Annotated in this window: 34 protein-coding genes; 33 read left to right on the top strand and 1 reads right to left on the bottom strand. The window is 64.0% G+C overall.

Going from position 1 to position 22,072, the window contains the following annotated elements:
• Position 1 precedes the first annotated feature (1 nt).
• The 28 genes from rpsS (at position 2) to VB672_RS21830 (ending at position 17,433) form a co-directional block, all read left to right on the top strand.
• Entirely contained in the window at positions 2 to 280 is a 279-nt protein-coding gene (gene rpsS / locus VB672_RS21695) for a 30S ribosomal protein S19 (protein WP_036358350.1), read from the top strand.
• Position 281: 1 nt separating this feature from the next.
• Entirely contained in the window at positions 282 to 662 is a 381-nt protein-coding gene (gene rplV / locus VB672_RS21700; protein ID WP_009764304.1) for a 50S ribosomal protein L22, read from the top strand.
• An 11-nt stretch (positions 663 to 673) separates the two neighbouring features.
• Positions 674 to 1,378, top strand: a complete 705-nt coding sequence (gene rpsC / locus VB672_RS21705; protein WP_329786293.1) for a 30S ribosomal protein S3 — start codon at positions 674 to 676, stop codon at positions 1,376 to 1,378.
• 24 nt (positions 1,379 to 1,402) lie between these two features.
• Positions 1,403 to 1,816 carry a 50S ribosomal protein L16 gene (gene rplP / locus VB672_RS21710; protein ID WP_009764306.1) on the top strand — a complete coding sequence of 138 codons (414 nt, stop codon included), beginning with the start codon at positions 1,403 to 1,405 and terminating at the stop codon, positions 1,814 to 1,816.
• A gap of 10 nt (positions 1,817 to 1,826) precedes the next feature.
• Positions 1,827 to 2,039: a 50S ribosomal protein L29 gene (rpmC, locus tag VB672_RS21715; RefSeq protein ID WP_329786294.1), complete on the top strand. Its 213-nt coding sequence runs from the start codon at positions 1,827 to 1,829 to the stop codon at positions 2,037 to 2,039.
• Between the two features lie 12 nt (positions 2,040 to 2,051).
• Positions 2,052 to 2,291: a 30S ribosomal protein S17 gene (rpsQ, locus tag VB672_RS21720; RefSeq protein ID WP_161724278.1), complete on the top strand. Its 240-nt coding sequence runs from the start codon at positions 2,052 to 2,054 to the stop codon at positions 2,289 to 2,291.
• Positions 2,292 to 2,454: 163 nt separating this feature from the next.
• Positions 2,455 to 2,823: a 50S ribosomal protein L14 gene (gene rplN / locus VB672_RS21725; protein WP_009764309.1), complete on the top strand. Its 369-nt coding sequence runs from the start codon at positions 2,455 to 2,457 to the stop codon at positions 2,821 to 2,823.
• Complete coding sequence (gene rplX / locus VB672_RS21730; protein ID WP_009764310.1) at positions 2,823 to 3,140, top strand: 50S ribosomal protein L24; 318 nt, start codon at positions 2,823 to 2,825, stop codon at positions 3,138 to 3,140. Before rplN ends, rplX begins: the two co-directional genes overlap by 1 nt.
• Positions 3,133 to 3,699, top strand: coding sequence for a 50S ribosomal protein L5 (gene rplE / locus VB672_RS21735; protein ID WP_329786295.1), 567 nt, complete (start codon positions 3,133 to 3,135; stop codon positions 3,697 to 3,699). Before rplX ends, rplE begins: the two co-directional genes overlap by 8 nt.
• A gap of 39 nt (positions 3,700 to 3,738) precedes the next feature.
• Positions 3,739 to 4,044: a 30S ribosomal protein S14 gene (rpsN, locus tag VB672_RS21740; protein ID WP_036358373.1), complete on the top strand. Its 306-nt coding sequence runs from the start codon at positions 3,739 to 3,741 to the stop codon at positions 4,042 to 4,044.
• 15 nt (positions 4,045 to 4,059) lie between these two features.
• Positions 4,060 to 4,455: a 30S ribosomal protein S8 gene (gene rpsH, locus VB672_RS21745; protein WP_173945696.1), complete on the top strand. Its 396-nt coding sequence runs from the start codon at positions 4,060 to 4,062 to the stop codon at positions 4,453 to 4,455.
• Positions 4,456 to 4,492: 37 nt separating this feature from the next.
• Positions 4,493 to 5,026, top strand: a complete 534-nt coding sequence (gene rplF, locus VB672_RS21750; protein ID WP_329786296.1) for a 50S ribosomal protein L6 — start codon at positions 4,493 to 4,495, stop codon at positions 5,024 to 5,026.
• 12 nt (positions 5,027 to 5,038) lie between these two features.
• On the top strand, positions 5,039 to 5,401 hold the full coding sequence (gene rplR / locus VB672_RS21755) for a 50S ribosomal protein L18 (RefSeq protein ID WP_099511402.1): 363 nt from the start codon (positions 5,039 to 5,041) through the stop codon (positions 5,399 to 5,401).
• Between the two features lie 64 nt (positions 5,402 to 5,465).
• A complete protein-coding gene (rpsE, locus tag VB672_RS21760) occupies positions 5,466 to 6,035 on the top strand; it encodes a 30S ribosomal protein S5 (protein WP_099511403.1) in 570 nt (189 codons plus the stop codon).
• Between the two features lie 14 nt (positions 6,036 to 6,049).
• On the top strand, positions 6,050 to 6,256 hold the full coding sequence (gene rpmD / locus VB672_RS21765) for a 50S ribosomal protein L30 (protein ID WP_329786297.1): 207 nt from the start codon (positions 6,050 to 6,052) through the stop codon (positions 6,254 to 6,256).
• Between the two features lie 10 nt (positions 6,257 to 6,266).
• Positions 6,267 to 6,740, top strand: coding sequence for a 50S ribosomal protein L15 (rplO, locus tag VB672_RS21770; RefSeq protein WP_329786298.1), 474 nt, complete (start codon positions 6,267 to 6,269; stop codon positions 6,738 to 6,740).
• Positions 6,741 to 6,845: 105 nt separating this feature from the next.
• On the top strand, positions 6,846 to 8,183 hold the full coding sequence (gene secY, locus VB672_RS21775; RefSeq protein ID WP_329786299.1) for a preprotein translocase subunit SecY: 1,338 nt from the start codon (positions 6,846 to 6,848) through the stop codon (positions 8,181 to 8,183).
• Positions 8,184 to 8,237: 54 nt separating this feature from the next.
• A complete protein-coding gene (locus VB672_RS21780; protein ID WP_329786300.1) occupies positions 8,238 to 8,819 on the top strand; it encodes an adenylate kinase in 582 nt (193 codons plus the stop codon).
• A gap of 195 nt (positions 8,820 to 9,014) precedes the next feature.
• The gene (gene rpsM, locus VB672_RS21785; RefSeq protein WP_183450896.1) at positions 9,015 to 9,383 is read left to right on the top strand and encodes a 30S ribosomal protein S13; all 369 of its coding nucleotides are present in this window, start codon (positions 9,015 to 9,017) and stop codon (positions 9,381 to 9,383) included.
• Between the two features lie 78 nt (positions 9,384 to 9,461).
• Complete coding sequence (gene rpsK, locus VB672_RS21790) at positions 9,462 to 9,851, top strand: 30S ribosomal protein S11 (protein WP_009764323.1); 390 nt, start codon at positions 9,462 to 9,464, stop codon at positions 9,849 to 9,851.
• An 89-nt stretch (positions 9,852 to 9,940) separates the two neighbouring features.
• Positions 9,941 to 10,963: a DNA-directed RNA polymerase subunit alpha gene (locus tag VB672_RS21795; RefSeq protein WP_329786301.1), complete on the top strand. Its 1,023-nt coding sequence runs from the start codon at positions 9,941 to 9,943 to the stop codon at positions 10,961 to 10,963.
• A 125-nt stretch (positions 10,964 to 11,088) separates the two neighbouring features.
• Positions 11,089 to 11,511 carry a 50S ribosomal protein L17 gene (gene rplQ / locus VB672_RS21800; protein ID WP_329786302.1) on the top strand — a complete coding sequence of 141 codons (423 nt, stop codon included), beginning with the start codon at positions 11,089 to 11,091 and terminating at the stop codon, positions 11,509 to 11,511.
• Between the two features lie 143 nt (positions 11,512 to 11,654).
• Entirely contained in the window at positions 11,655 to 13,061 is a 1,407-nt protein-coding gene (locus VB672_RS21805; RefSeq protein ID WP_329786303.1) for a Do family serine endopeptidase, read from the top strand.
• 61 nt (positions 13,062 to 13,122) lie between these two features.
• Entirely contained in the window at positions 13,123 to 14,445 is a 1,323-nt protein-coding gene (locus VB672_RS21810) for a replication-associated recombination protein A (RefSeq protein WP_329786304.1), read from the top strand.
• Between the two features lie 3 nt (positions 14,446 to 14,448).
• The gene (gene crcB / locus VB672_RS21815; RefSeq protein ID WP_329786305.1) at positions 14,449 to 14,835 is read left to right on the top strand and encodes a fluoride efflux transporter CrcB; all 387 of its coding nucleotides are present in this window, start codon (positions 14,449 to 14,451) and stop codon (positions 14,833 to 14,835) included.
• Positions 14,836 to 14,878: 43 nt separating this feature from the next.
• A complete protein-coding gene (locus VB672_RS21820) occupies positions 14,879 to 16,138 on the top strand; it encodes an RluA family pseudouridine synthase (protein ID WP_329786306.1) in 1,260 nt (419 codons plus the stop codon).
• A gap of 123 nt (positions 16,139 to 16,261) precedes the next feature.
• Positions 16,262 to 16,723 carry a hypothetical protein gene (locus tag VB672_RS21825; RefSeq protein ID WP_329786307.1) on the top strand — a complete coding sequence of 154 codons (462 nt, stop codon included), beginning with the start codon at positions 16,262 to 16,264 and terminating at the stop codon, positions 16,721 to 16,723.
• A gap of 119 nt (positions 16,724 to 16,842) precedes the next feature.
• Positions 16,843 to 17,433 carry a GNAT family N-acetyltransferase gene (locus VB672_RS21830; RefSeq protein ID WP_329786308.1) on the top strand — a complete coding sequence of 197 codons (591 nt, stop codon included), beginning with the start codon at positions 16,843 to 16,845 and terminating at the stop codon, positions 17,431 to 17,433.
• An 11-nt stretch (positions 17,434 to 17,444) separates the two neighbouring features.
• Here the strand turns inward: VB672_RS21830 and VB672_RS21835 are convergent, their stop codons facing one another.
• A complete protein-coding gene (locus VB672_RS21835) occupies positions 17,445 to 17,912 on the bottom strand; it encodes a 5' nucleotidase, NT5C type (protein ID WP_329786309.1) in 468 nt (155 codons plus the stop codon).
• A 144-nt stretch (positions 17,913 to 18,056) separates the two neighbouring features.
• On the opposite strand from VB672_RS21835, the gene VB672_RS21840 reads away from it, so the two are divergent.
• The 5 genes from VB672_RS21840 (at position 18,057) to VB672_RS21860 (ending at position 21,987) form a co-directional block, all read left to right on the top strand.
• Entirely contained in the window at positions 18,057 to 18,332 is a 276-nt protein-coding gene (locus VB672_RS21840; RefSeq protein WP_329786310.1) for a GNAT family N-acetyltransferase, read from the top strand.
• Between the two features lie 116 nt (positions 18,333 to 18,448).
• Positions 18,449 to 20,221 (top strand): ATP-dependent zinc metalloprotease FtsH, encoded by a 1,773-nt coding sequence (gene ftsH / locus VB672_RS21845; protein WP_329786311.1) that lies wholly within the window; start codon positions 18,449 to 18,451, stop codon positions 20,219 to 20,221.
• 132 nt (positions 20,222 to 20,353) lie between these two features.
• A complete protein-coding gene (locus tag VB672_RS21850) occupies positions 20,354 to 20,479 on the top strand; it encodes a hypothetical protein (RefSeq protein ID WP_329786312.1) in 126 nt (41 codons plus the stop codon).
• A gap of 30 nt (positions 20,480 to 20,509) precedes the next feature.
• Positions 20,510 to 21,187 carry an HAD-IA family hydrolase gene (locus tag VB672_RS21855; protein WP_329786313.1) on the top strand — a complete coding sequence of 226 codons (678 nt, stop codon included), beginning with the start codon at positions 20,510 to 20,512 and terminating at the stop codon, positions 21,185 to 21,187.
• A gap of 17 nt (positions 21,188 to 21,204) precedes the next feature.
• Positions 21,205 to 21,987, top strand: coding sequence for an ATP12 family chaperone protein (locus VB672_RS21860; RefSeq protein ID WP_329786314.1), 783 nt, complete (start codon positions 21,205 to 21,207; stop codon positions 21,985 to 21,987).
• Positions 21,988 to 22,072 lie beyond the last annotated feature (85 nt).

The raw sequence follows: 22,072 nt of genomic DNA on the forward strand, positions 1-22,072 counted from the left end.
CATGGCACGTTCGCTTTGGAAGGGTCCGTTCGTCGACGGCTACCTCCTCAAGAAGGCCGAGGCTGCCCGTTCTTCGGGCCGCAACGAGGTCATCAAGATCTGGAGCCGCCGCTCCACGATCCTCCCGCAGTTCGTGGGCCTCACGTTCGGGGTCTACAACGGTCAGAAGCACATTCCCGTCTCCGTGAGCGAGGAAATGGTGGGTCACAAGTTCGGCGAGTTCTCGCCGACCCGCACGTTCCACGGCCACGCGGCGGACAAGAAGGCGAAGAGGAAGTAAGATGGGTAAGGCCGCGACTCCTCGCGCACTGAGCGACACAGAGGCTCAAGCCGTCGCTCGCATGCTGCGCGTCAGCCCCCAGAAGCTCAACCTTGTTGCGGCCCTTATCCGCGGCAAGAAGGTTTCTGCGGCTCTCGCCGATCTCGAGTTCTCCCGCAAGCGCATCGCTCGCGACGTGAAGAAGTGCCTCGAGAGCGCCATCGCCAACGCCGAGAACAACCACAACCTCGATGTGGACGATCTCGTCGTCAGCCAGGCCTATGTCGGCAAGGCGCTCGTCATGAAGCGCTTCCACGCCCGGGCCCGTGGCCGGGGTGCTCGTATCATGAAGCCGTTCTCGAACCTCACGATCGTGGTTCGGGAAGTTGCCGAACAGGCATAAAGGAGAACCAGATGGGTCAGAAAGTTAACCCGATCGGTCTTCGGCTCGGCATCAACCGGACCTGGGACTCGCGCTGGTTCGCCGGCAAGGGCGAGTACGCCAAGCTGATGCATGAGGACATGGCGATCCGCGAAGCGCTCATGAAGCAGCTGAAGCAGGCCGCCGTTTCGAAGATCGTCATCGAACGTCCGCACAAGAAGTGCCGCGTCACCATCCACTCGGGCCGCCCGGGCGTGGTGATCGGCAAGAAGGGTGCCGACATCGAGAAGCTGCGCAAGCTCGTTTCGAAGATGACGGACGCCGACGTGGCGATCAACATCGTCGAAGTCCGCAAGCCGGAAGTCGACGCGACGCTGGTGGCCGACTCGATCGCCCAGCAGCTCGAGCGCCGTGTCGCTTTCCGCCGCGCCATGAAGCGTGCCGTTCAGTCGGCCATGCGTCTGGGAGCCGAGGGCATCCGTATCAACTGCTCGGGCCGTCTGGGTGGCGCTGAAATCGCCCGCCTCGAATGGTACCGCGAGGGCCGCGTTCCGCTGCACACCCTGCGCGCGGATGTGGATTACGGCACGTCCACGGCCTTCACGACCTATGGCACCTGCGGCATCAAGGTCTGGATCTTCAAGGGCGAAATCCTTGAGCACGATCCGATGGCCCAGGACAAGCGGATGAACGAAGAAGGAGGCCGCTCCGGTGGCCGCCGCGAGCAGGCGGCGTAACCGAGAGGTCAGGAGAGGTTTGCCATGTTGCAACCGAAGAAAACCAAGTTCCGTAAGCAATTCAAGGGCCGCATTTCCGGCACTGCGAAGGGCGGCACGGACCTCAACTTCGGCCAGTTCGGCCTGAAGGCGATGGAGCCCGAGCGTGTCAACGCTCGTCAGATCGAAGCGGCCCGCCGCGCCATTACCCGCGCCATGAAGCGTGCGGGCCGGGTGTGGATCCGCATCTTCCCGGACGTTCCGGTCTCGACCAAGCCGACCGAAGTGCGTATGGGTAAGGGCAAGGGCGCTCCCGAATACTGGGCGGCCAAGGTGAAGCCTGGCCGTATCATGTTCGAGATCGACGGCGTGCCCGAGGATATCGCCCGCGAGGCTCTGCGCCTCGGCGCCGCGAAGCTCCCGATCAAGACACGCTTCATCCAGCGCATTGCCGAGTAAGGAGGGGATCATGAAGTCTAAGCAGAGAGCCTCTGACCTCAACGCGATGTCGAAGGACCAGCTGACGGACGAGCTGCTGAACCTGAAGAAGGAGCAGTTCAACCTCCGCTTCCAGCGCGCCACCGGCCAGCTCGAGAACACCGGACGCGTCCGCGAGGTCCGTCGGGACATCGCCCGCGTCAAGACGCTGCAGCGCCAGAAGGCCGCTGCGGCTAAGGCTTAAGAGGATATCAGGATGCCGAAGCGCGTTTTGCAGGGCGTCGTTGTCAGCGACAAGCAGGACAAGACGGTCGTCGTGAAGGTGGAGCGTCGCTTTACGCACCCGGTCTTGAAGAAGACCGTGCGTAAGACGAAGAACTACCATGCTCATGACGAGAACAACACAGCCAAGGTGGGCGACACGGTCTTCATCGAGGAGACCCGGCCGCTCTCCAAACTCAAGACCTGGGTGCTCGTCGACCAAGCGAAGGCCTAAAAAGCCTTCCCTAGGGGTTGTCTAACGGGGGCGGTTCGTGTATACGGCCGCCTCTCTCGACATTTGAAGGGCAGGGGACATTAGATCCCCGTCAGGCGTAGTCCGGGGGGCAATCCTGCCTTGGCCCGGAAACCTGTCTGAAACAAAGGAAAGGATCAAAGCCATGATCCAGATGCAGACGAATCTTGACGTCGCCGATAACTCCGGCGCCCGTCGCGTGATGTGCATCAAGGTTCTCGGCGGTTCGAAGCGTAAGTACGCTTCCGTGGGCGATATCATCGTCGTATCCGTGAAAGAGGCTATTCCGCGCGGTCGCGTGAAGAAGGGCGATGTCATGAAGGCAGTCGTCGTTCGCACCGCGAAGGACATCCGCCGCGCTGACGGCTCGGTCATCCGTTTCGACCGCAATGCCGCCGTTCTGATCAACAATCAGAAAGAGCCGGTCGGCACCCGTATCTTCGGCCCCGTTCCGCGTGAACTGCGTGCCAAGAACCACATGAAGATTATTTCGCTTGCGCCGGAGGTGCTCTAATGGCCGCGAAGATCAAGAAGGGCGATAAGGTCGTCGTCCTGACCGGTCGCGACAAGGGCAAGACCGGTGAAGTCGTGCAGGTGCTCCCGAAGGAAGAGCGCGCGGTCGTCCGCGGCGTGAACCTGGTGAAGCGCCACCAGCGCCAGACGGCCAACGCAGAGGGCGGCATCATCTCGAAAGAGGCGGCCATCCATCTGTCGAACCTGGCCTACGCGGACCCGAAGGACGGCAAGCCGACCCGGGTTGGTTTCAAAGTTCTCGAAGACGGCCGCAAGGTCCGTTTCGCCAAGCGTTCGGGAGACCTGATCGATGGCTAAGGCTCAGGTGGACGGCTACACGCCGCGGCTGAAGAAGCACTACGAGGAAGTGGTGCGTCCGAAGCTCATTGAAGAATTCGGCTACAAGAACCCCATGGAAGTGCCGACGATCGAGAAGATCGTCCTCAACATGGGCGTTGGCGAATCGACTGCCGACTCGAAGAAGGCTTCGGTCGCGGCTGCCGATCTCGCGCTCATCGCCGGCCAGAAGCCGGTGATCACGAAGGCCCGCAAGGCTATCTCGCAGTTCAAGGTCCGCGAGAACATGCCGATCGGCGCCAAGGTTACGCTGCGCAAGGTTCGTATGTACGAATTCCTTGATCGCCTCGTGACCATCGCTCTCCCGCGCGTCCGCGACTTCCGGGGTCTGAACCCCAAGTCGTTCGACGGCCGCGGCAACTACGCAATGGGTATCAAGGAGCACCTGGTGTTCCCTGAGATCAATTACGACAGGGTCGAGCAGGTTTGGGGTATGGACGTCATCATCGCCACCACGGCGAAGACCGACGAAGAAGCCCGCGCCCTGCTGCGTCACTTCAACTTCCCGTTCCGGCAGTGAGGATGACTGTCCTCAAACGCGGACACTGGAGATAAAAGCATGGCTAAGAAAAGCGCTATTGAGAAGAACAAGCATCGTCGTGAGCTGGTGAAGAAGTTCGCCGGTCGCCGCGAGCGCCTCCTGGCGGTCGCGAACGACGAGTCGAAGTCCATGGAGGAGCGCTTCGAGGCGCGCCTCAAGCTGGCTGAGCTGCCGCGCAACGCGAGCAAGACCCGCATCCGCAACCGCTGCGAGATCACGGGCCGCCCGCGTGCTTACTACCGCAAGCTCGGCATGTCGCGTATCGCTCTGCGCGAGCTCGGCAACAAGGGCCTGATCCCGGGCCTCGTGAAGTCCAGCTGGTAAGGGGAGGGGCATCATATGATCAACGATCCGTTGGGCGATATGCTCACCCGTATCCGCAACGCGCAGATGCGCCGTCGCGGGTCCGTTTCCACCCCCGGCTCGAAGCTCCGCGCTCGTGTCCTCGAAGTTCTGAAAAGCGAGGGCTACATCCGCGACTATTCGCAGACGGAGTTCGGCAATGGTCGGACCGAGTTCTCGATCGAGCTGAAGTATTATGACGGTCAGCCGGTGATCCGCTCAATCGAGCGCGTCTCCAAGCCCGGCCGCCGCGTGTATGCTTCCGTCGACACCATGCCTCGCGTGGCTGACGGCCTGGGCATCACCATTCTCTCGACGCCCCAGGGCGTGATGGCCGATCACGAGGCCCGTGAGAAGAACGTGGGCGGCGAAGTGCTCTGCAAGGTCTTCTAAGACCGAAGCACCCGCACAGAACCACGGAGATTCGAAAATGTCCCGAGTAGGCAAGAAACCCGTTCCGGTTCCGTCAGGTGTGACGGCTTCCGTTGACGGTCAGATGGTGAAGGTTAAGGGCTCGAAGGGCGAACTCTCGTTCCTCGTTCCCGAGGAAGTGTCGGTTGCTCTTGAGAACGGCGCCGTGTCGGTGAACCCGCGCGACGAGTCCAAGACGGCCCGTGCGAAGTGGGGCATGTCCCGCGCCCAGGTGGCGAACCTGGTCGAAGGCGTGTCCAAAGGCTTCGAGAAGCGCCTCGAAATCAACGGCGTCGGCTACAAGGCCGCCGTTGCCGGCAAGGTGCTGAAGCTGTCGCTGGGCTACAGCCACGATATCGACTACGCGATTCCGGCCGGCGTGACGATCACGACGCCGAAGCCGACGGAAGTCGTCGTGGCCGGCATCGACAAGCAGGTCGTGGGTCAGACCGCCGCCGAAATCCGCGAATATCGCGGTCCGGAGCCCTACAAGGGCAAGGGCGTCAAGTACTCCGACGAGTTCATCTTCCGCAAGGAAGGCAAGAAGAAGTAAGGACGACGTATCATGGCTGAGAAGAAAGGCGCCGAAGATCGCCGCAAGGCTCGTGTGCGCCGTGCGATCAAGAAGGCAGCGAATGGCCGTCCGCGTTTGTCGGTCTTCCGTTCGTCCAAGCAGATCTACGCCCAGGTCATCGATGACGTGCGCGGCCACACGGTCGCGTCGGCATCGACCCTCGAGGCTGATGTCAAGGGCAAGCTCAAGACCGGCGCCACCGTCGACGCGGCGAAGGAAGTGGGCAAGCTCGTGGCTGAGCGCGCGGTTCAGGCCGGCGTGAAGCAGGTCATCTTCGACCGTTCGGGCTACCTGTACCACGGCCGCGTGAAGGCTTTGGCCGACGCTGCCCGTGAAGGCGGTCTGGATTTCTAACGGCGGGTATAATCCAAGCAACCCTTAGCGAGCGGGCCCGCCGCCCGCGCAAGTGAGAGGTCTCATGGCTAGAGAACCAAGAGAACGGGCTGATCGCGAGGAGCGCGACAGCGAATTCGTGGACCGTCTCGTCCACATCAACCGCGTCGCCAAGGTCGTGAAGGGTGGTCGCCGCTTCGGCTTCGCCGCTCTCGTGGTCGTCGGCGACCAGAAGGGCCGCGTCGGCTTCGGCCACGGCAAGGCCCGTGAAGTGCCGGAGGCAATCCGCAAGGCCACCGATGCCGCCAAGCGCTCGATGATCCGCGTCGCTCTCCGCGAGGGCCGCACGCTCCATCACGACGTGAACGGCCGCCACGGCGCCGGCAAGGTCGTGCTGCGGGCCGCTCCCCAGGGTACCGGCATCATCGCCGGCGGCCCGATGCGCGCCGTCTTCGAGGTGGTGGGCATGCAGGACGTGGTCGCCAAGTCGCTCGGCTCGTCGAACCCGTACAACCTTGTCCGCGCCACTTTCGATGCGCTCAAGAACGAGGACAGCCCCCGCTCGGTCGCCGCTCGCCGCGGCCTGAAGGTTTCGACCCTGCAGGCTCGCCGCCGCGATGCGGACACCAGCGAAGCCGCTGGCGCTGAAGCGTAAGGAGGACTTTGACGATGGCAAAGAATCCTGCTTCCGCTGGGAAGACCGTCACCGTTGAGCAGATCGGCTCGCCGATCCGCCGCGAGTCCAAGCAGCGCCAGACGCTGATCGGCCTCAAGCTCAACAAGCTTCACCGTACCTCGACCTTGGAAGACACGCCGGCTGTGCGCGGCATGATCGAGAAGGTCAAGCACCTCGTGCGCGTTGTCGACGGGCAGTGAGGAGAGCGTCATGAAACTCAACGAAATTCGTGACAACGAAGGTTCGACCAAGAACCGCATGCGCGTGGGCCGTGGTATCGGCTCCGGCAAGGGCAAGACCGGCGGCCGTGGCGTGAAGGGTCAGAAGGCCCGCACCGGCGTGTCGATCAAAGGCTTCGAAGGCGGTCAGATGCCTCTGCACCGTCGCCTGCCGAAGCGCGGCTTCAACAAGCCGAACGCGATCGACCTCAATGAGGTCAATGTCGGACGCATCCAGCAGGCCATCGAGGCCGGCAAGCTCGACACCGGCGCTCCGGTCACGGTCGAGACTCTGGTTGCTGCCGGCGTGGTCTCCAAGGCCCGCGACGGCGTGAAGATCCTCGGCGTCGGCGAGCTCAAGTCGAAGCTTTCCTTCCAGGTCCATGGCGCGTCCAAGTCGGCCGTCGAAGCGATCGAGAAGGCTGGTGGCTCGGTCACCCTGCTGGGTGCCGTTGCGCAGGCGTGAGCCCGCGCCCACATTGACTAGGATCCAAGCGGCGGCCCGCGTCTGATCGCGTGGCCGCCGTTTGCGTGATGACTGTCACGTACCAGGTATTTCGGGGACACCACTATGGCCTCAGCAGCCGAGCAACTTGCGGCAAACATCAATTTCGGCGCCATCGCCAAGGCCGATGAGCTGAAGAAGCGCATCTGGTTCACCTTGGGCGCCCTCATCGTCTACCGTCTCGGCACCTACATTCCGCTGCCCGGTATCAACCCGGAAGCCTTGGCGCAGAGCTTCCAGAACGCCAGCGGCGGCGTGCTCGGCCTCTTCAACATGTTTTCGGGCGGCGCCGTGGAGCGCATGGCCATCTTCGCCCTGAACATCATGCCGTACATCTCGGCGTCCATCATCGTCCAGCTCCTGACCTCCGTGCTGCCCTCCCTCGAAGCGCTCAAGAAGGAAGGGGAGGCCGGTCGCAAGATCCTGAACCAGTACACTCGCTACCTCACGGTGTTCCTGGCCGTGTTCCAGTCCTGGGGCATCGCCGTCGGCCTGCAGAGCTCCGGCACCATCGTGCAGGCGCCAGGGCCCTTCTTCCTCATCTCGACCGTCATCACGCTCACCGGCGGCACGATGTTCCTGATGTGGCTCGGCGAGCAGATCACGTCCCGCGGGATCGGCAACGGCACCTCGCTGATCATCTTCGCCGGCATCGTGGCCAACCTCCCGTCCGCCATCGCGGGCACCCTCGAGCTCGGCCGCCAGGGAGCCATTTCGACCGGTCTGATCCTCGGCGTCATCGTGATGGCCGTGGCGATCATCTACTTCGTCGTGTTCATGGAACGCGCCCAGCGCCGTCTGCTGATCAATTATCCGAAGCGCCAGGTCGGCAACCGGGTGTATGAGGGCCAGACGTCGTTCCTGCCGCTCAAGCTGAACACCTCGGGCGTCATTCCGCCGATCTTCGCGTCCTCGCTTCTGCTGCTGCCCGCGACGATTGCGAGCTTCCAGTCCAGCACGGACGGCACCGGCTTCATTGCCACGCTGACGGCCTATCTCGGCCATGGCCGGCCCGCCTACATGTTCCTGTATGCGGCGCTGATCGTGTTCTTCGCCTTCTTCTACACCGCCATCGTGTTCAATCCGACCGAGACGGCAGACAACCTGAAGAAGCAGGGTGGGTTCATTCCGGGCATCCGCCCTGGGGAGCGTACGGCCGATTTCATCGATCAGGTCCTCACCCGGATCACTGTGCTGGGCGCGGCTTATCTGGTGATCATCTGCCTGATTCCCGAACTGCTGGTGTCCTATGCGGCGCTGCCATTCTACTTTGGCGGCACTTCGCTTCTGATCGTGGTGTCTGTTACCATGGACACGGTCGCGCAGGTGCATGGCCATCTCTTGGCTCATCAGTATGAGGGCCTCGTCAAGAAGGCGAAGCTCAAGGGTGCGCGTAGACGCTAAGGTTCAACACCTCGCCACAAGGCGGGCACACTCGACGAAGTCAGGGGGGCGTCGATGAGGATGATTCTGCTGGGGCCGCCGGGGGCCGGAAAAGGCACTCAGGCCGTGCGTCTGGTCGAACGGCTGGGAATTCCCCAGCTTTCGACTGGCGACATGCTCCGCGCAGCCGTGGCGGCCGGTACGCCGGTCGGCCTCCAGGCCAAGGCCGTCATGGACCGGGGGGATCTCGTGTCCGACGAGATCGTCGTCGGCATCATCGCCGACCGGATCGAGGAAAGCGACGCCAGGAACGGCTTCATCCTGGACGGATTCCCGCGGACGGTGGCCCAGGCTAAGGCCTTCGACGCCATGCTGGCCGAGAAGGGGCTCAAGCTGGACGCGGTCATCGAGTTCAAGGTCAACGAGGCCGAGCTGGTCGACCGGATCGTCAAGCGTGCCAAGGAGACCGAGGCCCGGGGGGAGCCGGTTCGGAAGGACGACAATCCGGACGTGTTCAAGACCCGGCTCGAGGCTTATCGCACGCAGACCGCTCCGCTTTCGGCCTATTACGAAGGCAAGGGCATGCTGAAGACCGTCGATGGCATGAAACCCATCGATGATGTGACCGAGGCGATCAAGACTATCCTGGGTCGTTGAGGGTGAGGGCTTGACGGACGGGTTAATTTCCGTTAGGGGCAAGCTCTTGCACAAGAACCTGCATATCCAGAGGGCTTCCTGAGAGGCCGCTCTGGATTGTTGTGTTTGGCATAACTAACCCGCGCAGGGGCCGGCCTCCACCGGACGCGCGATAATCATAACCCGAAGCATTTGCTTCCTACATGGAGACGGACGATGGCCCGTATTGCAGGCGTCAATATCCCGACCGCCAAGCGCGTTGTGATCGCGCTTCAGTATATCCACGGCATTGGCCCCAAGAAGGCCCAGGAAATCATCGAGAAGGTCAACATCCCGGCCGAGCGCCGCGTGAACCAGTTGACCGACGCCGAGGTTCTGGCCATCCGCGAGACGATCGACCGCGACTACATCGTCGAAGGTGATCTTCGCCGCGAAGTGTCCATGAACATCAAGCGCCTGATGGACCTCGCCGCCTACCGTGGCCTGCGCCACCGCCGCAGCCTGCCCGTCCGCGGCCAGCGCACCCACACGAACGCCCGTACCCGCAAGGGCAAGGCGAAGCCGATCGCCGGCAAAAAGAAGTAAGTTCTGTCGGCCACCCCTGGGGGGTGGCCCTTTCTCCCGAGCGCCTGGAATGACGGGCGCGCTTGAAGGATCTTTGGAATGGCTAAAGAAGCTACCCGCGTCCGCCGCCGCGAACGCAAGAACATCGTTTCCGGCGTGGCGCATGTGAACGCCTCGTTCAACAACACCATGATCACCATCACCGACGCCCAGGGCAACACGATCTCCTGGTCCTCGGCTGGCGCCATGGGTTTCAAGGGCTCGCGCAAGTCGACCCCGTATGCGGCGCAGATCGCCGCGGAAGATGCGGCCCGAAAGGCTGCCGAGCACGGCATGCGCACCCTCGAGGTCGAGGTGTCCGGTCCCGGCTCCGGCCGTGAGTCCGCTCTGCGCGCCCTCCAGTCGGCCGGCTTCACCGTCACCTCGATCCGTGACGTGACGCCGATCCCGCACAACGGCTGCCGCCCGCGCAAGCGTCGCCGCGTCTAAGGTTATCCGGCGCGTGGGTCTCGGGCCCACGCGCGTTCCGGTTTAAAGGGTTGGTCGAAAACCTCCCTTCAAGCCGTACCTCATGAGGTGTGGTTGTGATCCAAAAGAACTGGCAAGAGCTGATTAAGCCGAACAAGCTTGAAGTCGCCCCCGGTGACGATCCGAAGCGCATTGCAACGGTCGTGGCCGAGCCGCTCGAGCGTGGTTTCGGCACGACGCTCGGCAACTCCCTGCGCCGGGTCCTCCTGTCGTCGCTCCAGGGCGCTGCAGTGACGGCGATCCATATCGACGGCGTGCTGCACGAGTTCTCGTCCATCCCGGGCGTCCGTGAGGACGTGACGGACATCGTCCTCAACGTGAAGACGATCGCCATCAAGATGCAGAGCGAGGGCGCGAAGCGCATGACGCTGCGCAAGACCGGCCCCGGCGCCGTTACGGCTGGCGACATCAACACGGTCGGCGACGTTCAGATCCTGAACCCCGAACTCGTGCTCTGTACCCTGGACGAGGGCGCCGAGATCCGCATGGAGTTCACGGTCGACACCGGCAAAGGCTACGTTCCGGCCGAGCGCAACCGTACCGAGGACGCTCCGATCGGCCTGATCCCGGTCGACTCGCTCTACAGCCCGGTGAAGAAGGTGTCGTATCGGATCGAGAACACCCGCGAGGGCCAGATCCTCGACTACGACAAGCTGATCATGACCGTCGAGACCAACGGCGCCGTGACGCCTGAGGATGCCGTGGCCTATGCCGCCCGCATCCTGCAGGACCAGCTCCAGGTCTTCGTCAACTTCGAAGAGCCGCGCAAGGAAGAGGCTGCCGCTGCCGCGCCGCAGCTGCCGTTCAACCCGGCGCTCCTCAAGAAGGTGGACGAGCTCGAACTGTCGGTCCGTTCGGCCAACTGCCTGAAGAACGACAACATCGTCTATATCGGCGACCTCATCCAGAAGTCCGAGGCGGAAATGCTCCGCACCCCGAACTTCGGCCGCAAGTCGCTCAACGAGATCAAGGAAGTTCTGGCCGGCATGGGCCTCCACCTCGGCATGGACGTGCCGGGCTGGCCGCCGGAGAACATCGAAGACCTCGCGAAGCGCTTCGAAGAGCATTACTAAGTTCGTCGGAGCCGCCTCCGTTTAGGAAAGGCGGCTCCTTCATCTGCCCCGCCCAATAAGGGCGGTATCAAAAGAGAGACGGTCCGTCCCTTGGCACGGCGGCCGGAAGATCAAGGAGAAAGCCAATGCGTCACGGATTCCGTGGTCGTCGCTTCAACCGCACGACCGAACACCGCAAGGCCATGTTCGCCAATATGGCGGCTGCGCTGATCAAGCACGAGCAGATCGTCACGACCCTGCCGAAGGCCAAGGATCTGCGTCCCGTCGTCGAGAAGCTGATCACGCTGGGCAAGCGCGGCGACCTGCATGCCCGCCGCCTCGCCATGTCCAAGCTGCGCGATGATGCGATGGTCAAGAAGCTCTTCGACGTGCTGGGCAAGCGCTACCAGGACCGCAACGGTGGCTACACCCGCGTCCTCAAGGCCGGCTTCCGCTACGGCGACAACGCCCCGCTGGCGGTGATCGAGTTCGTCGACCGCGACGTGGATGCGCGCGGCCAGGATTCGGGCCCGACCCAGAAGGACGAGATCGTCGAGGCAGCCGAGTAAGCTCTCGACTCCAAAGGTTTTCATCAAGGGCGGTCTTCGGGCCGCCCTTTTTGTTTCGAATCTTCGTCTTAATGCTGCGGAATTTGGTATTTCGGGTTCTGCCCTTTATCGAAAGACGTCGCTGATCAAAGGATTCGACCATTATGCCCTGTTCGATGTTTCGCCTGTCGTTGACCGCTGTCCTCCTGGCCCTCGGGGTAGCTGGAGCACAGGCTCAGACGCAGCGCGTAGTCCCGGACAGCAAGGCGCAGGTCCAGCTTTCCTTCGCGCCCGTTGTTCGCCAGACGGCGGGTTCCGTCGTCAATGTCTATGCCACACGCTCCGAGCGCCGGCAGAATGCAGCCATGGAGGAGTATTTCCGGCGCTTCTTCGGCGACAACGCCCCGGGCGTTCCCCGTGGCAGGTCCCAAAGCTCCCTCGGCTCCGGTGTCATCGTCGACCCGTCGGGGCTCGTGATCACCAACAACCATGTGATCGAGAACATGAACGAGGTGAAGGTCGCCCTGGCCGACCGACGCGAATTCGCGGCCGACATCCTGCTGCGCGATCCGCGCACCGACATTGCCGTCCTGAAACTGAAGGATGCCACGAACCTCCAGGCCGTCGAGCTCGGCGATTCCGAGGCGCTCCAGGTCGGCGACTTGGTGCTCGCCATCGGCAATCCCTTCGGCGTCGGCCAGACGGTGACGCAGGGCATTGTCTCGGCTCTCGCCCGCACGCAGGTCGGCATTTCCGACTATCAGTTCTTCATCCAGACCGATGCAGCGATCAATCCAGGCAATTCGGGCGGCGCTCTCATCGACATGAGCGGCCGCGTGGTCGGTATCAACACGGCGATCTATTCCCGCTCGGGCGGCAGCATCGGCATCGGTTTCGCCGTGCCGTCGAGCATGGTGCGGGTGGTGCTGAATTCCGCGAAGGGCGGCTCGAAGAACGTGGTTCGGCCCTGGCTCGGCGCGCGGCTCCAGCCGGTCGACGGGGACATCGCGACCGGCCTCGGCCTGGAGCGTCCGACGGGCGTTCTGGTGACGGCGGTCTACGAGAGGGGACCCGCCGCCGAAGCCGGTCTCAAACGGGGCGATGCCATTCTGGCGGTCGACGGGCAGCCGGTCGATAACCCGGATTCCTTCGGCTACCGCTTCACCCTGAAGGGAACCCAGGGACAGGCTCCTCTCACCGTGCTTCGAAGCGGCAAGCAGACGACGATCCCGGTGAAGCTTGCCCCTCCGCCGGAGAATCCGCCACGGGAGCCCGTGCGCGGTCGGACCCGCACACCGTTCGCCGGCGCGACGCTCGTGAACATGTCGCCCGCCGTCGCCGACGAGCTGCAGATCGACATCGCGGATGACGGCGTGGTCATCGCGGATCTGGAGGATCGCAGCGTCGCCGCCGGCGTCGGCTTTGAAAAGGGTGACCAGATCGTCGCTATCAACGGTGAACGCCTGGCGTCTACGAAGGACGCGGACCGCATGATCAACCGCAACGGTGGTTACTGGGAGATCACGGTCAGCCGGGGCGGGCGGGTCTTCACGACGGTGCTCGGGCGATAAGCGGGACGGCGGGATCGAGATCGGGTATGGATGAAGGGCTGTCCCTGAGTCCCTGACCACCATGAGCGACCTGTTTTCATCCGCCGGCCTCGATCAGAACGCGCCCCGTCCGCTGGCGGACAGGATGCGCCCGACCAAGCTCTCGGAGGTGGTCGGCCAGGACCACCTTGTGGGGCCGGATGGCATCCTGTCCCGACTCATCGCGTCCAAGACGCTGGGGTCCCTCATCTTCTGGGGGCCGCCCGGCACAGGCAAGACCACGGTCGCGCGCCTGCTTGCCCACGAGACGGATCTTCACTTCGAGCAGATCTCGGCGATCTTCTCCGGCGTGGCGGATCTCAAGAAGGTCTTCGAGGCGGCACGCCATCGCCGTTCCATCGGCAAGGGCACCTTGCTCTTCGTCGACGAGATTCATCGCTTCAACCGGGCCCAGCTCGATGCCTTCCTGCCGGTCATGGAGGACGGCACTATTACGCTGGTAGGGGCCACCACGGAAAACCCATCCTTCGAGCTGAATGCCGCGCTGCTCTCCCGCGCCCGGGTGCTGCTCTTCAAGTCCCTCGACGAGCCTGCCATCGAGCAGATCCTGGCCCGGGCCGAGGAGGTGACGGGGAAAAGCCTGCCGCTCGACGAGGAGGCGAGGGCGTCTCTCGTGCGCATGGCGGACGGAGACGGGCGCGCGGCCCTGACGCTCGCCGAAGAGGTCTGGCGCTCGGCCAAGCCCGGCGAGATCTTCGACGCGGAGCAGCTTCAGGAGATCATCCAGCGCCGCGCCCCGATCTACGACAAGGGCCAGGAGGGCCACTACAACCTTATCTCCGCCCTCCACAAGACCATCCGCGGGTCCGACCCCGATGCGGCGCTCTATTACCTGACCCGCATGCTGGACGCGGGGGAGGACCGACTTTTCATTGCCCGCCGGTTGGTGCGAGCGGCCGTGGAGGATATCGGCATGGCCGATCCGCAGGCCCTGGGCGTCGCCAACGCGGCCAAGGACGCCTTCGACTTCCTCGGTTCGCCGGAGGGAGAGCTGGCGCTGGCTCAAGCCGCCGTCTATCTCGCCACCGCGCCCAAATCGAACGCCCTCTACACGGCCTACAAGGCCGCCACGCGGGTGGCGAAGGAGCACGGCTCCCTCATGCCGCCCAAGACGATCCTGAACGCCCCGACCAAGCTCATGAAGCAGATCGGCTACGGCGAGAGCTATGCTTACGACCACGACGAGCCGGATGCGTTTTCGGGCCAGAATTACTGGCCTGAAAAGCTGGGCCGGCAGGAGTTCTACGAGCCGGTCGACCGTGGCTTCGAGCGGGAGATCCGGAAGCGGCTCGATTGGTGGGAGCGGCTGCGTCGGGAGCGGCGGAGTGGGGATGACGAGGAATAGCTGATGAAGGCGTATCTCCTCGTCTTCCTGGGTGCCGGAATCGGCGGCGCGCTCCGGCATGGGGTGAACGTCGGCTGCGCCCGGATGTGCGGAACGGCATTTCCCTGGGGGACGCTGACGGTCAACGTGTTCGGATCCTTGGTCATGGGAGTTCTCACCGCGTGGCTCATCTTCAAGGCGGGTGAGGGATGGAGCCAGCCCCTGCGGCTCTTCCTGACCACCGGAATCCTCGGCGGCTTCACCACCTTCTCGGCCTTTTCCCTCGATGCGGTGATGCTCTGGGAGCGGGGGCAGGTCGGACTCGCGGCAGCCTACGTAGGTGCTTCGGTACTTCTGTCCATTGCCGGACTGGTCGCCGGTCTCGGCCTCATCCGGGCGGTCACGGCCTAAACCTCGATTGCCGCCCGCGCGGCGCTCTGGTACCCACACATCCATGAGAAAAAGCGGTTCAGGACAGAATGGTGGCCGTGTTGGGCGCTCGGGTGCCCGGCAGGGCTTTCGCTCGCGCGAGGACAAGCCGGCACGCAAGGCGGCCCCGGCGAAACAACGCAGCGTGAAATCCGCGGCAGCCAAGACGCGTCCGTCGTCAGCATTGCGCGAGAAGCCCGTTGAGCGCGCCCAGCAGACAAAACCGGCTGCGGAAGCTCCGCGCCAGCCGACCCGGGCCCAGGCCAAGGCTGCTGCCCAGGAGGTTCTGGCGACGGGCGTCCAGACTCTCGTGGTCGAGCCGGACGAGGCCGATATGCGGGTCGACCGTTTCCTGGTTGCCCGGTTCCCGCAGCTCGCCTTTACCCACATCCAGCGTATTGTCCGCAAAGGGGAGCTGCGCATCGACGGCAAGCGGGCGCAGCCGAACGACCGACTGGTGGCGGGCCAGAAGGTTCGCGTGCCGCCCCTGAAGCTCGATCAACAGCGGCCGGTTTCCCGCAGCGCGGCCAAGGACCAGGACGATCGCGAATTCCTCAAGTCGATCACGCTCTACGAGGATAAGGACGTTCTCATCATCAACAAGCCGATGGGCCTTGCCGTCCAGGGCGGTTCGGGCACCAAGCGGCATGTGGACGGCATGCTCGATGCGCTGACCGGCGAGGATGGGCAAAAGCCGCGCCTCGTGCACCGGCTCGACAAGGACACGGCCGGCTGCCTCGTCATCGCCAAGACGCGCTTTGCCGCGTCCACCATGGCGAAGTCCTTCCGCTCCCGCACCACGCGAAAGATCTACTGGGCGCTGGTGGCCGGCGTGCCGCGCGTTCGCCAGGGCCGGGTCTCGACCTATCTGGCCAAGGAAGGCGACGAGGGCGATTCCCGCATGCGCGTCGCCCGTCACGGGGATGAGGGCGCAAGCCATGCGCTCACCTATTACGCGGTGGTTGATACGGCGGCGCAGAAGCTTGCCTGGCTGTCGCTGAAGCCCGTCACCGGGCGCACGCACCAGCTGCGAGCCCATACGGCTCATATCGGTCATCCCATCGTCGGCGATCCCAAGTATTTCGACATCGAGAATTGGGAGCTGCCCGGCGGCATTCAGAACAAGCTGCATCTTCTTGCGCGCCGCATCGTCATCGCCCATCCGCGAACCGGAAAGCCCATCGATGTGACGGCGCCGCTGCCGCCCCACATGCAGCAGAGCTTCAATCTCCTCGGATTGGACACGAGCCGCTACGATCCCATCGTCGAAGCGCCCGAAGAGTAGCTTTCCTACCTCCTTCGCTCTTCTTGCCTGTCGCACTTTCGCCGCGCATGGCGCGCAGCATCGGATGGATCCCAGAAGTGAAATCCACTTTTGGGTCCGATGCTCCAGGCAAGGAGGAGATCGATGGAACACAAGCCTCTTGATCAGCTCCGTAGCGTAGCCGACGTTCAGCCGAGACCCCTGTCTCGGGAGGAACGACTCCAGCGTTGGATCGACCTGCTCGAAAGGGATCCCAAGCGCCGCCTCAGCTCTCTCGGTGAAATCGAGTACAAGCCGCCGGCGGAGCGCGCTCTGGTCCGCGAGGACGACTCGCCGCTCACGGTCGCTTATGACGACCCTGTCCTGCGGGCGGATGGACTGGCGAGCGACCGGCTCGGCGATGCCATGCGGTACTTCGCCCTGTCGGATGGTCAGGCCCATTATGCGCTTTGCTCGTGCCTAAGCGGGCGCACGATGGAGGCGGGGACCTGCGCTCAGAGATTGCGGAACGCCACAGGTAACGTGGCTTGGGAATCCGCTGTGGGCGCCTGGGTCTTGGCTGCCCTGGCCGTGAGCCTGCCGGGGCTCGTCTATCTGCTGAGCTGACCGTTTTCGAACGATGATGACCGCGTCAGGAGGCGGAGAAGCCTCCTGATGGTGCCCTGGCCATTGCAGGCCGTCCCTGAATCGGGGACAAAGCAGCAGACTGCAAAGGCACTTTCTCCATGCTGCATATCGAGCCCGTCACCCTCTCCACCGACCGCCTGACCTTGCGCCCTCTGAGCCTCGCCGATGTCCCGGCCCTGGGTGGCGCTGCGAGCGACGGGGAACTCTGGGAGAAGAAGACCACGACGGTGCCCCGGCCGGAAGGGTTCGAAGCTTATGTGCAGAAAGCCCTGGAGCTTCAGGCCGCCGGCCTTGCCCTTCCTTTCGCCACGGTGGTGAACGACGGCAACCGGGTTGTCGGCTCGACGCGTTACATGAACATCGATGCCGCCAATCACCGGGTCGAGATCGGCACCACCTGGATCGCCAAATCCTGGCAGAGGACCTTCGTCAACACGCACGCGAAGTTCCTCATGCTGCGGCACGCCTTCGAGTTTCTGGGCTGCCTCGCGGTCGAGATCCGCACCCATGCCCGCAACGATCAGTCCCGGGCCGCCATCGAGCGCCTGGGCGCCAAGCTCGATGGCATCCTGCGTCAGCACATGATCATGCCTGACGGCCATATCCGCGATACGGCGGTCTACAGCATCCTCCGGGAGGAATGGCCCGCGGTGAAGGAGAGACTTCAGGCGCGCCTAGCTGCGGCTTGAGGATGGGATGCTCAGATAAAGCCGAGCACCCGCAGCCGCTTCACCGAGGTGGTCGCGTTCCGATGATGGATGAAGATGCCGCCGGCGCCCTCCCAGAGATGGCGATACTTCTCCCGGTCGTCGACCAGGGCATCCCCAGGATGGCAGTGTTCGCGCTTCAGGGCGGCCGTGGTGGTGATCACCTTCGTGCCCGGAAAATGCCGCTCTGCCCAGCGCCGCTTCTGCGGCTCGGCCCAGTTCCCGCGCGGCAACCCGGTCAGGATGACAGGGTCGAGATGGCGAACGGCCTCGAACAGCTCCATAGCGTCCGGGAGGGGTTCGAGGATGTTGAAGAAGTCCGGGGCGGCGGCAAGCTCCGACCAGAAGCGCTTCAGGCCGAACCGGCGCTCGTACTCGGACGGAAGCATACCGAAGACCCGGGCAGCCCCTTTGTCGAAGTCGGCCAGGACACCATCGCAGTCCAGGAACACGGTCGGCATGCCGTTGGTCTCCCCATTGAGCCACTTCGAAACCGGATACGATTGGGCATTGTTCCCAACCCTCGTACCGAGCTTGGCCGGTTGCGGAACGCTGCCCGCCGGACCACGTTGGTGCCAGAGAAGTCTCGTAACGAGAGTTGAAGCATGAGCAGCAATGTTCGCGACAACGCCGCCCGCCACCGCTTCGAACTGGAGCGAAACGGACATATTGCCTTCGCCAATTATGAACGGCGTGGATCGGATCTCGTGATTCGCCATGTGGAGGCCGCCATGCCCTTGCGGGGCACAGGTGCCGCCGGCGATTTGATGCGCGGCGTGGCCGAGATTGCCCGCTCGGAAGGCCGCACGATCACGCCGCTTTGCGGCTACGCCTGGGCGTGGATCCGCCGCCACAAGGAATACAGCGATCTGCTGAACTGAGGCCGATCCCGTCCGTTCGGTGGGTGTGCCCATTCGCCGTACTGCGATCTGCGTCAAAATAGACTAAACAGCGGCACCTCCAAAAAACTTCATATCGCGCTATGGGGGCGCCGCCTGTGACCAACGTTCTCGAAAAAGCCAGAAGGGTTCTGGCCAAGAAAACCGTGGCTGTTTCAGCCGCCATCCTAGCGCTGGTCATCGCGGCCGCTGTGTTCGTCGGTCCCCGCCTGCTGGCAGAGCCTCCTGTCGAAATCACCTATTCGGAGTTTACCCGGGAACTGGCTCAGAAAAAGGTTCAGCGGGTTCTGATCGAGAGCGGCGGCCTTTCCGTCTCGATGGCGGATCGGAGCGTATTCGTGCGCATGCCCAACGGCCTGGTGAGCGCCGATTACATCGAGCGGATCACGGCTGCCGGGGCAGAGGTGGATTTCAAGAAGCCCGGCTTCGACGCCGCCCATCTGGCCAGTATCCTGGTGCCGCTGGTTCTCGTGGCGGCCGTGCTCGTCATGCTGGCGATCCAGACCGATTTCAAGCCGACCTCGCGCTGGCCGCGTGTGATCCGCAGCATCCCCAATCGCTTCGACGACGTGGCCGGCCAGGAAGAGGCCAAGGCCGAGCTGCAGGAGGTGATCGCATTCTTACGCGATTCCGAAGCCTTCACGAAGGTGGGCGCCCGCATTCCTCGTGGCCTCCTGATGGTCGGGCCGCCCGGAACAGGCAAGACCCTCATCGCCAAGGCCTTGGCTGGCGAGGCTGGCGTCTCCTTCATGGCCGTATCGGGCAGCGACTTCTCTGCGCCCCTGATCGGCATCGCCAAGGGTCGCGTGTCCAAGCTCTTCGAGCAGGCGCGGAAGAAGGCTCCCTGCCTGATCTTCATCGACGAGATCGACGCCATCGGCCGCAAACGCGGCGGCGGCGGATCCGCCGCTGACAGAGAATTCGAGTCGACGCTGAACCAGCTTCTCGTGGAGATGGACGGCTTCAATACCACCGCCGGCGTGATCGTCATCGGTGCCACGAACCGCGTCGACGTGCTCGACCCGGCGCTCCTGCGTCCGGGCCGCTTCGACCGCCAGGTCCACATCGGCCTCCCGGATATCTCAGGCCGTGAGGCGATCCTCAACGTCCATGCCCGCAACGTGAGGCTCGCCGCCGGCGTGAGCCTCGCCTCCATTGCCAGGGGAACGCCCGGTTTCTCCGGAGCCGATCTCGGCAATCTTCTGAACGAGGCCGCGATCTTCGCGGCTCGCGAGGGCGTGGAAGAGGTCACGCGAGACCATCTGGAGGCAGCCCGCAACAAGATCATCATGGGTCTCGAGCGGCGCTCCCTGGTCGTCTCGGACGAGGAACGCAGGCTCGTGGCCGTCCACGAGGCGGGCCACGCGCTCTGCGCCTGCCTGCTGCCGGCCTCCGACAAGGTGCACAGCGCCACCATCATCCCTCATGGCCAGGCGCTCGGACTCGTGATGCGGCTGCCCGATCATGACCGGTTCTGCATCCCGGTGGAGAAGCTCGAGGCCGACCTGATCGTCGCCATGGGCGGCCGCGCGGCCGAGGAGGTGGTGTTCGGTCCCAAGAAGGTCACGACGGGGGCCGCCAGCGACATCGCCCACGCGACCAACATCGTGACCAAGATGGTCACCGAATGGGGCATGAGCCCGGCCATCGGCATGGTCCGCGTGGCCCGTTCCGGCGACAGCCTGCCGCGCGAGGTCGAGCAGGAGATCCGCCGCATCATCGACGAGATGTATGCGGCCGCGAAGACCTGCATCGAGGACAACCGCGATGCGCTCGATGCCCTCACCGAGGCGCTTCTGGAGCATGAGACGATCGATGGCGACGATGTTCGTGCGATCGTTGCGAAGCAGGAGACGCGGCTGGCCGCCTGAGCAGGCGCGAAGCCGCCGCATGGCGTCCTGAACGATTTCGCTCAGGGCACTCGGTCCATGGGATTCCTGAAAACGCCTTCTGGCAGGGGCGCGGAATATTGAATATGGTGCCGCCCACAAGGGGGCTCCCATATGAAACGTATTCTTCGCGTCACCGCCGTGATCGGTCTCGGCCTGCTCGCCACGGCCTGCGACAAGTGCGGCAACTGGAACATGAACACACCGCAGTTCTGCCACGCCGACAAGCCGCAGAGCTGAGGCGCTGGCACAGCCGGACCGGAAAGACCCTTGAAGCTCATTCTCTTCGATGTCGACGGGACGCTGGTCGACAGTCAGGACATCATCCTGTCCGCTCAGCGGATGGCGTTCGCCGCTCATGGGCTGCAGCCACCCAGCCGGGAGCGCTCGCTCTCCATCGTGGGTCTGTCCCTGGTGGAGGCCTTCACGGTTCTGGTCGGGCCCAAGGGCCCAATCGAGAGCTTGGTCGACGCCTACAAGGACGCCTTCCTCACCCTGCGCCAGGATCCAGCGAATGCGGAGCCGCTCTTTCCCGGTGTCGAGGGCTGCCTCGAACGGCTCCGCACTCGCCAGGACGTTCTGCTCGGGATCGCGACCGGCAAGTCCCGGCGCGGCGTCGCCCATCTGCTCGACCGGCACGGCTGGCACGACGTCTTTACCGTCATTCAGACCGCCGACGATGCCCCCTCCAAACCGCATCCGGGCATGATCCTGCAGGCGATGCAGGAGGTGGGAGCCACGCCTGGCGACACGGTCATGGTGGGCGATTCGAGCTTCGACATGGCCATGGCCCGCGCGGCCGCGGTGCTGCCTGTGGGCGTCTCCTGGGGCTTCCAACCCGTGGCCGCTCTGACCGAGGCCGGGGCAGGGCCCATCGTCCATTCCTATTCTGAACTTGAGGCCGTGCTGCAGGAATTCTTAGGTCCGGCCTCGAAGATGTCCGTCTGAAACCCCATTTTAGGCCCATGACTGATCCACGCGACTGGTTCCCGTCCGAAGAGGAACCGAACCCCATGCGGGCCGCCCAGGCCGGCATGAAGCCCACCCTGCCCAAACGCTTCTACAAGAACGCCGGCGTGGAGGAACGGGACGGCCGGTTCCTCCTGACCCTGGACGGACGCACCGCCAAGACGCCCGGCAAACAGGACCTGGCCGCGCCGACACGAGAGCTCGCCGAGGCGCTTGCCGAGGAATGGCAGGGGCAGGGTGCCGAGATCGATCCGTCGACGATGCCGATCACCCGCATCGTCAATTCGGCCATCGACGGCGTCACGCCCCGGCAGGCGGAAGTCGTGGACGATCTCGTCCGCTATGCCGGGTCCGATCTCGTCTATTACCGCGCCGGCGAGCCCGAGCGCCTCGCCAGGTCCCAGGACCAAGCCTGGAGCCCGGTTCTCGACTGGGCCAGGGAGGCGCATGGCGCTCGCTTCACCCTCGGCGAGGGCGTCATGCATGTCGCCCAGCCTGATGACGCCGTTGCCGCCATCCGCAGCGCCATCGAGCAGGTCCGGTCTCCGTTCGCTCTGGCCGCCCTCCACGTGATGACCACCCTTTCCGGCTCGGTGCTGATCGCGCTCGCCCATGCCGCGCAGGAACTGGACGTCGATCGCGCCTGGGCCGCAGCCCATGTGGACGAGCTCTACCAGGAAAGTGTCTGGGGCGAAGACTACGAGGCCATGGAGCGCCGCCGGCGGCGCGAGGCCGATTTCAAGGCCGCCTCGACGGTTTATCGCCTCGCGACGCGGTAATTCAGCCCGGATCCCTCGGGCGTTCCTGTGAAAGGACATCGGGCCCACGCCGATAGTGGGATTTTGACCTCCGCACGGCTGTGCT

Source organism: Microvirga sp. CF3016, from assembly GCF_036314085.1.
Taxonomy (GTDB): Bacteria; Pseudomonadota; Alphaproteobacteria; order Rhizobiales; family Beijerinckiaceae; genus Microvirga.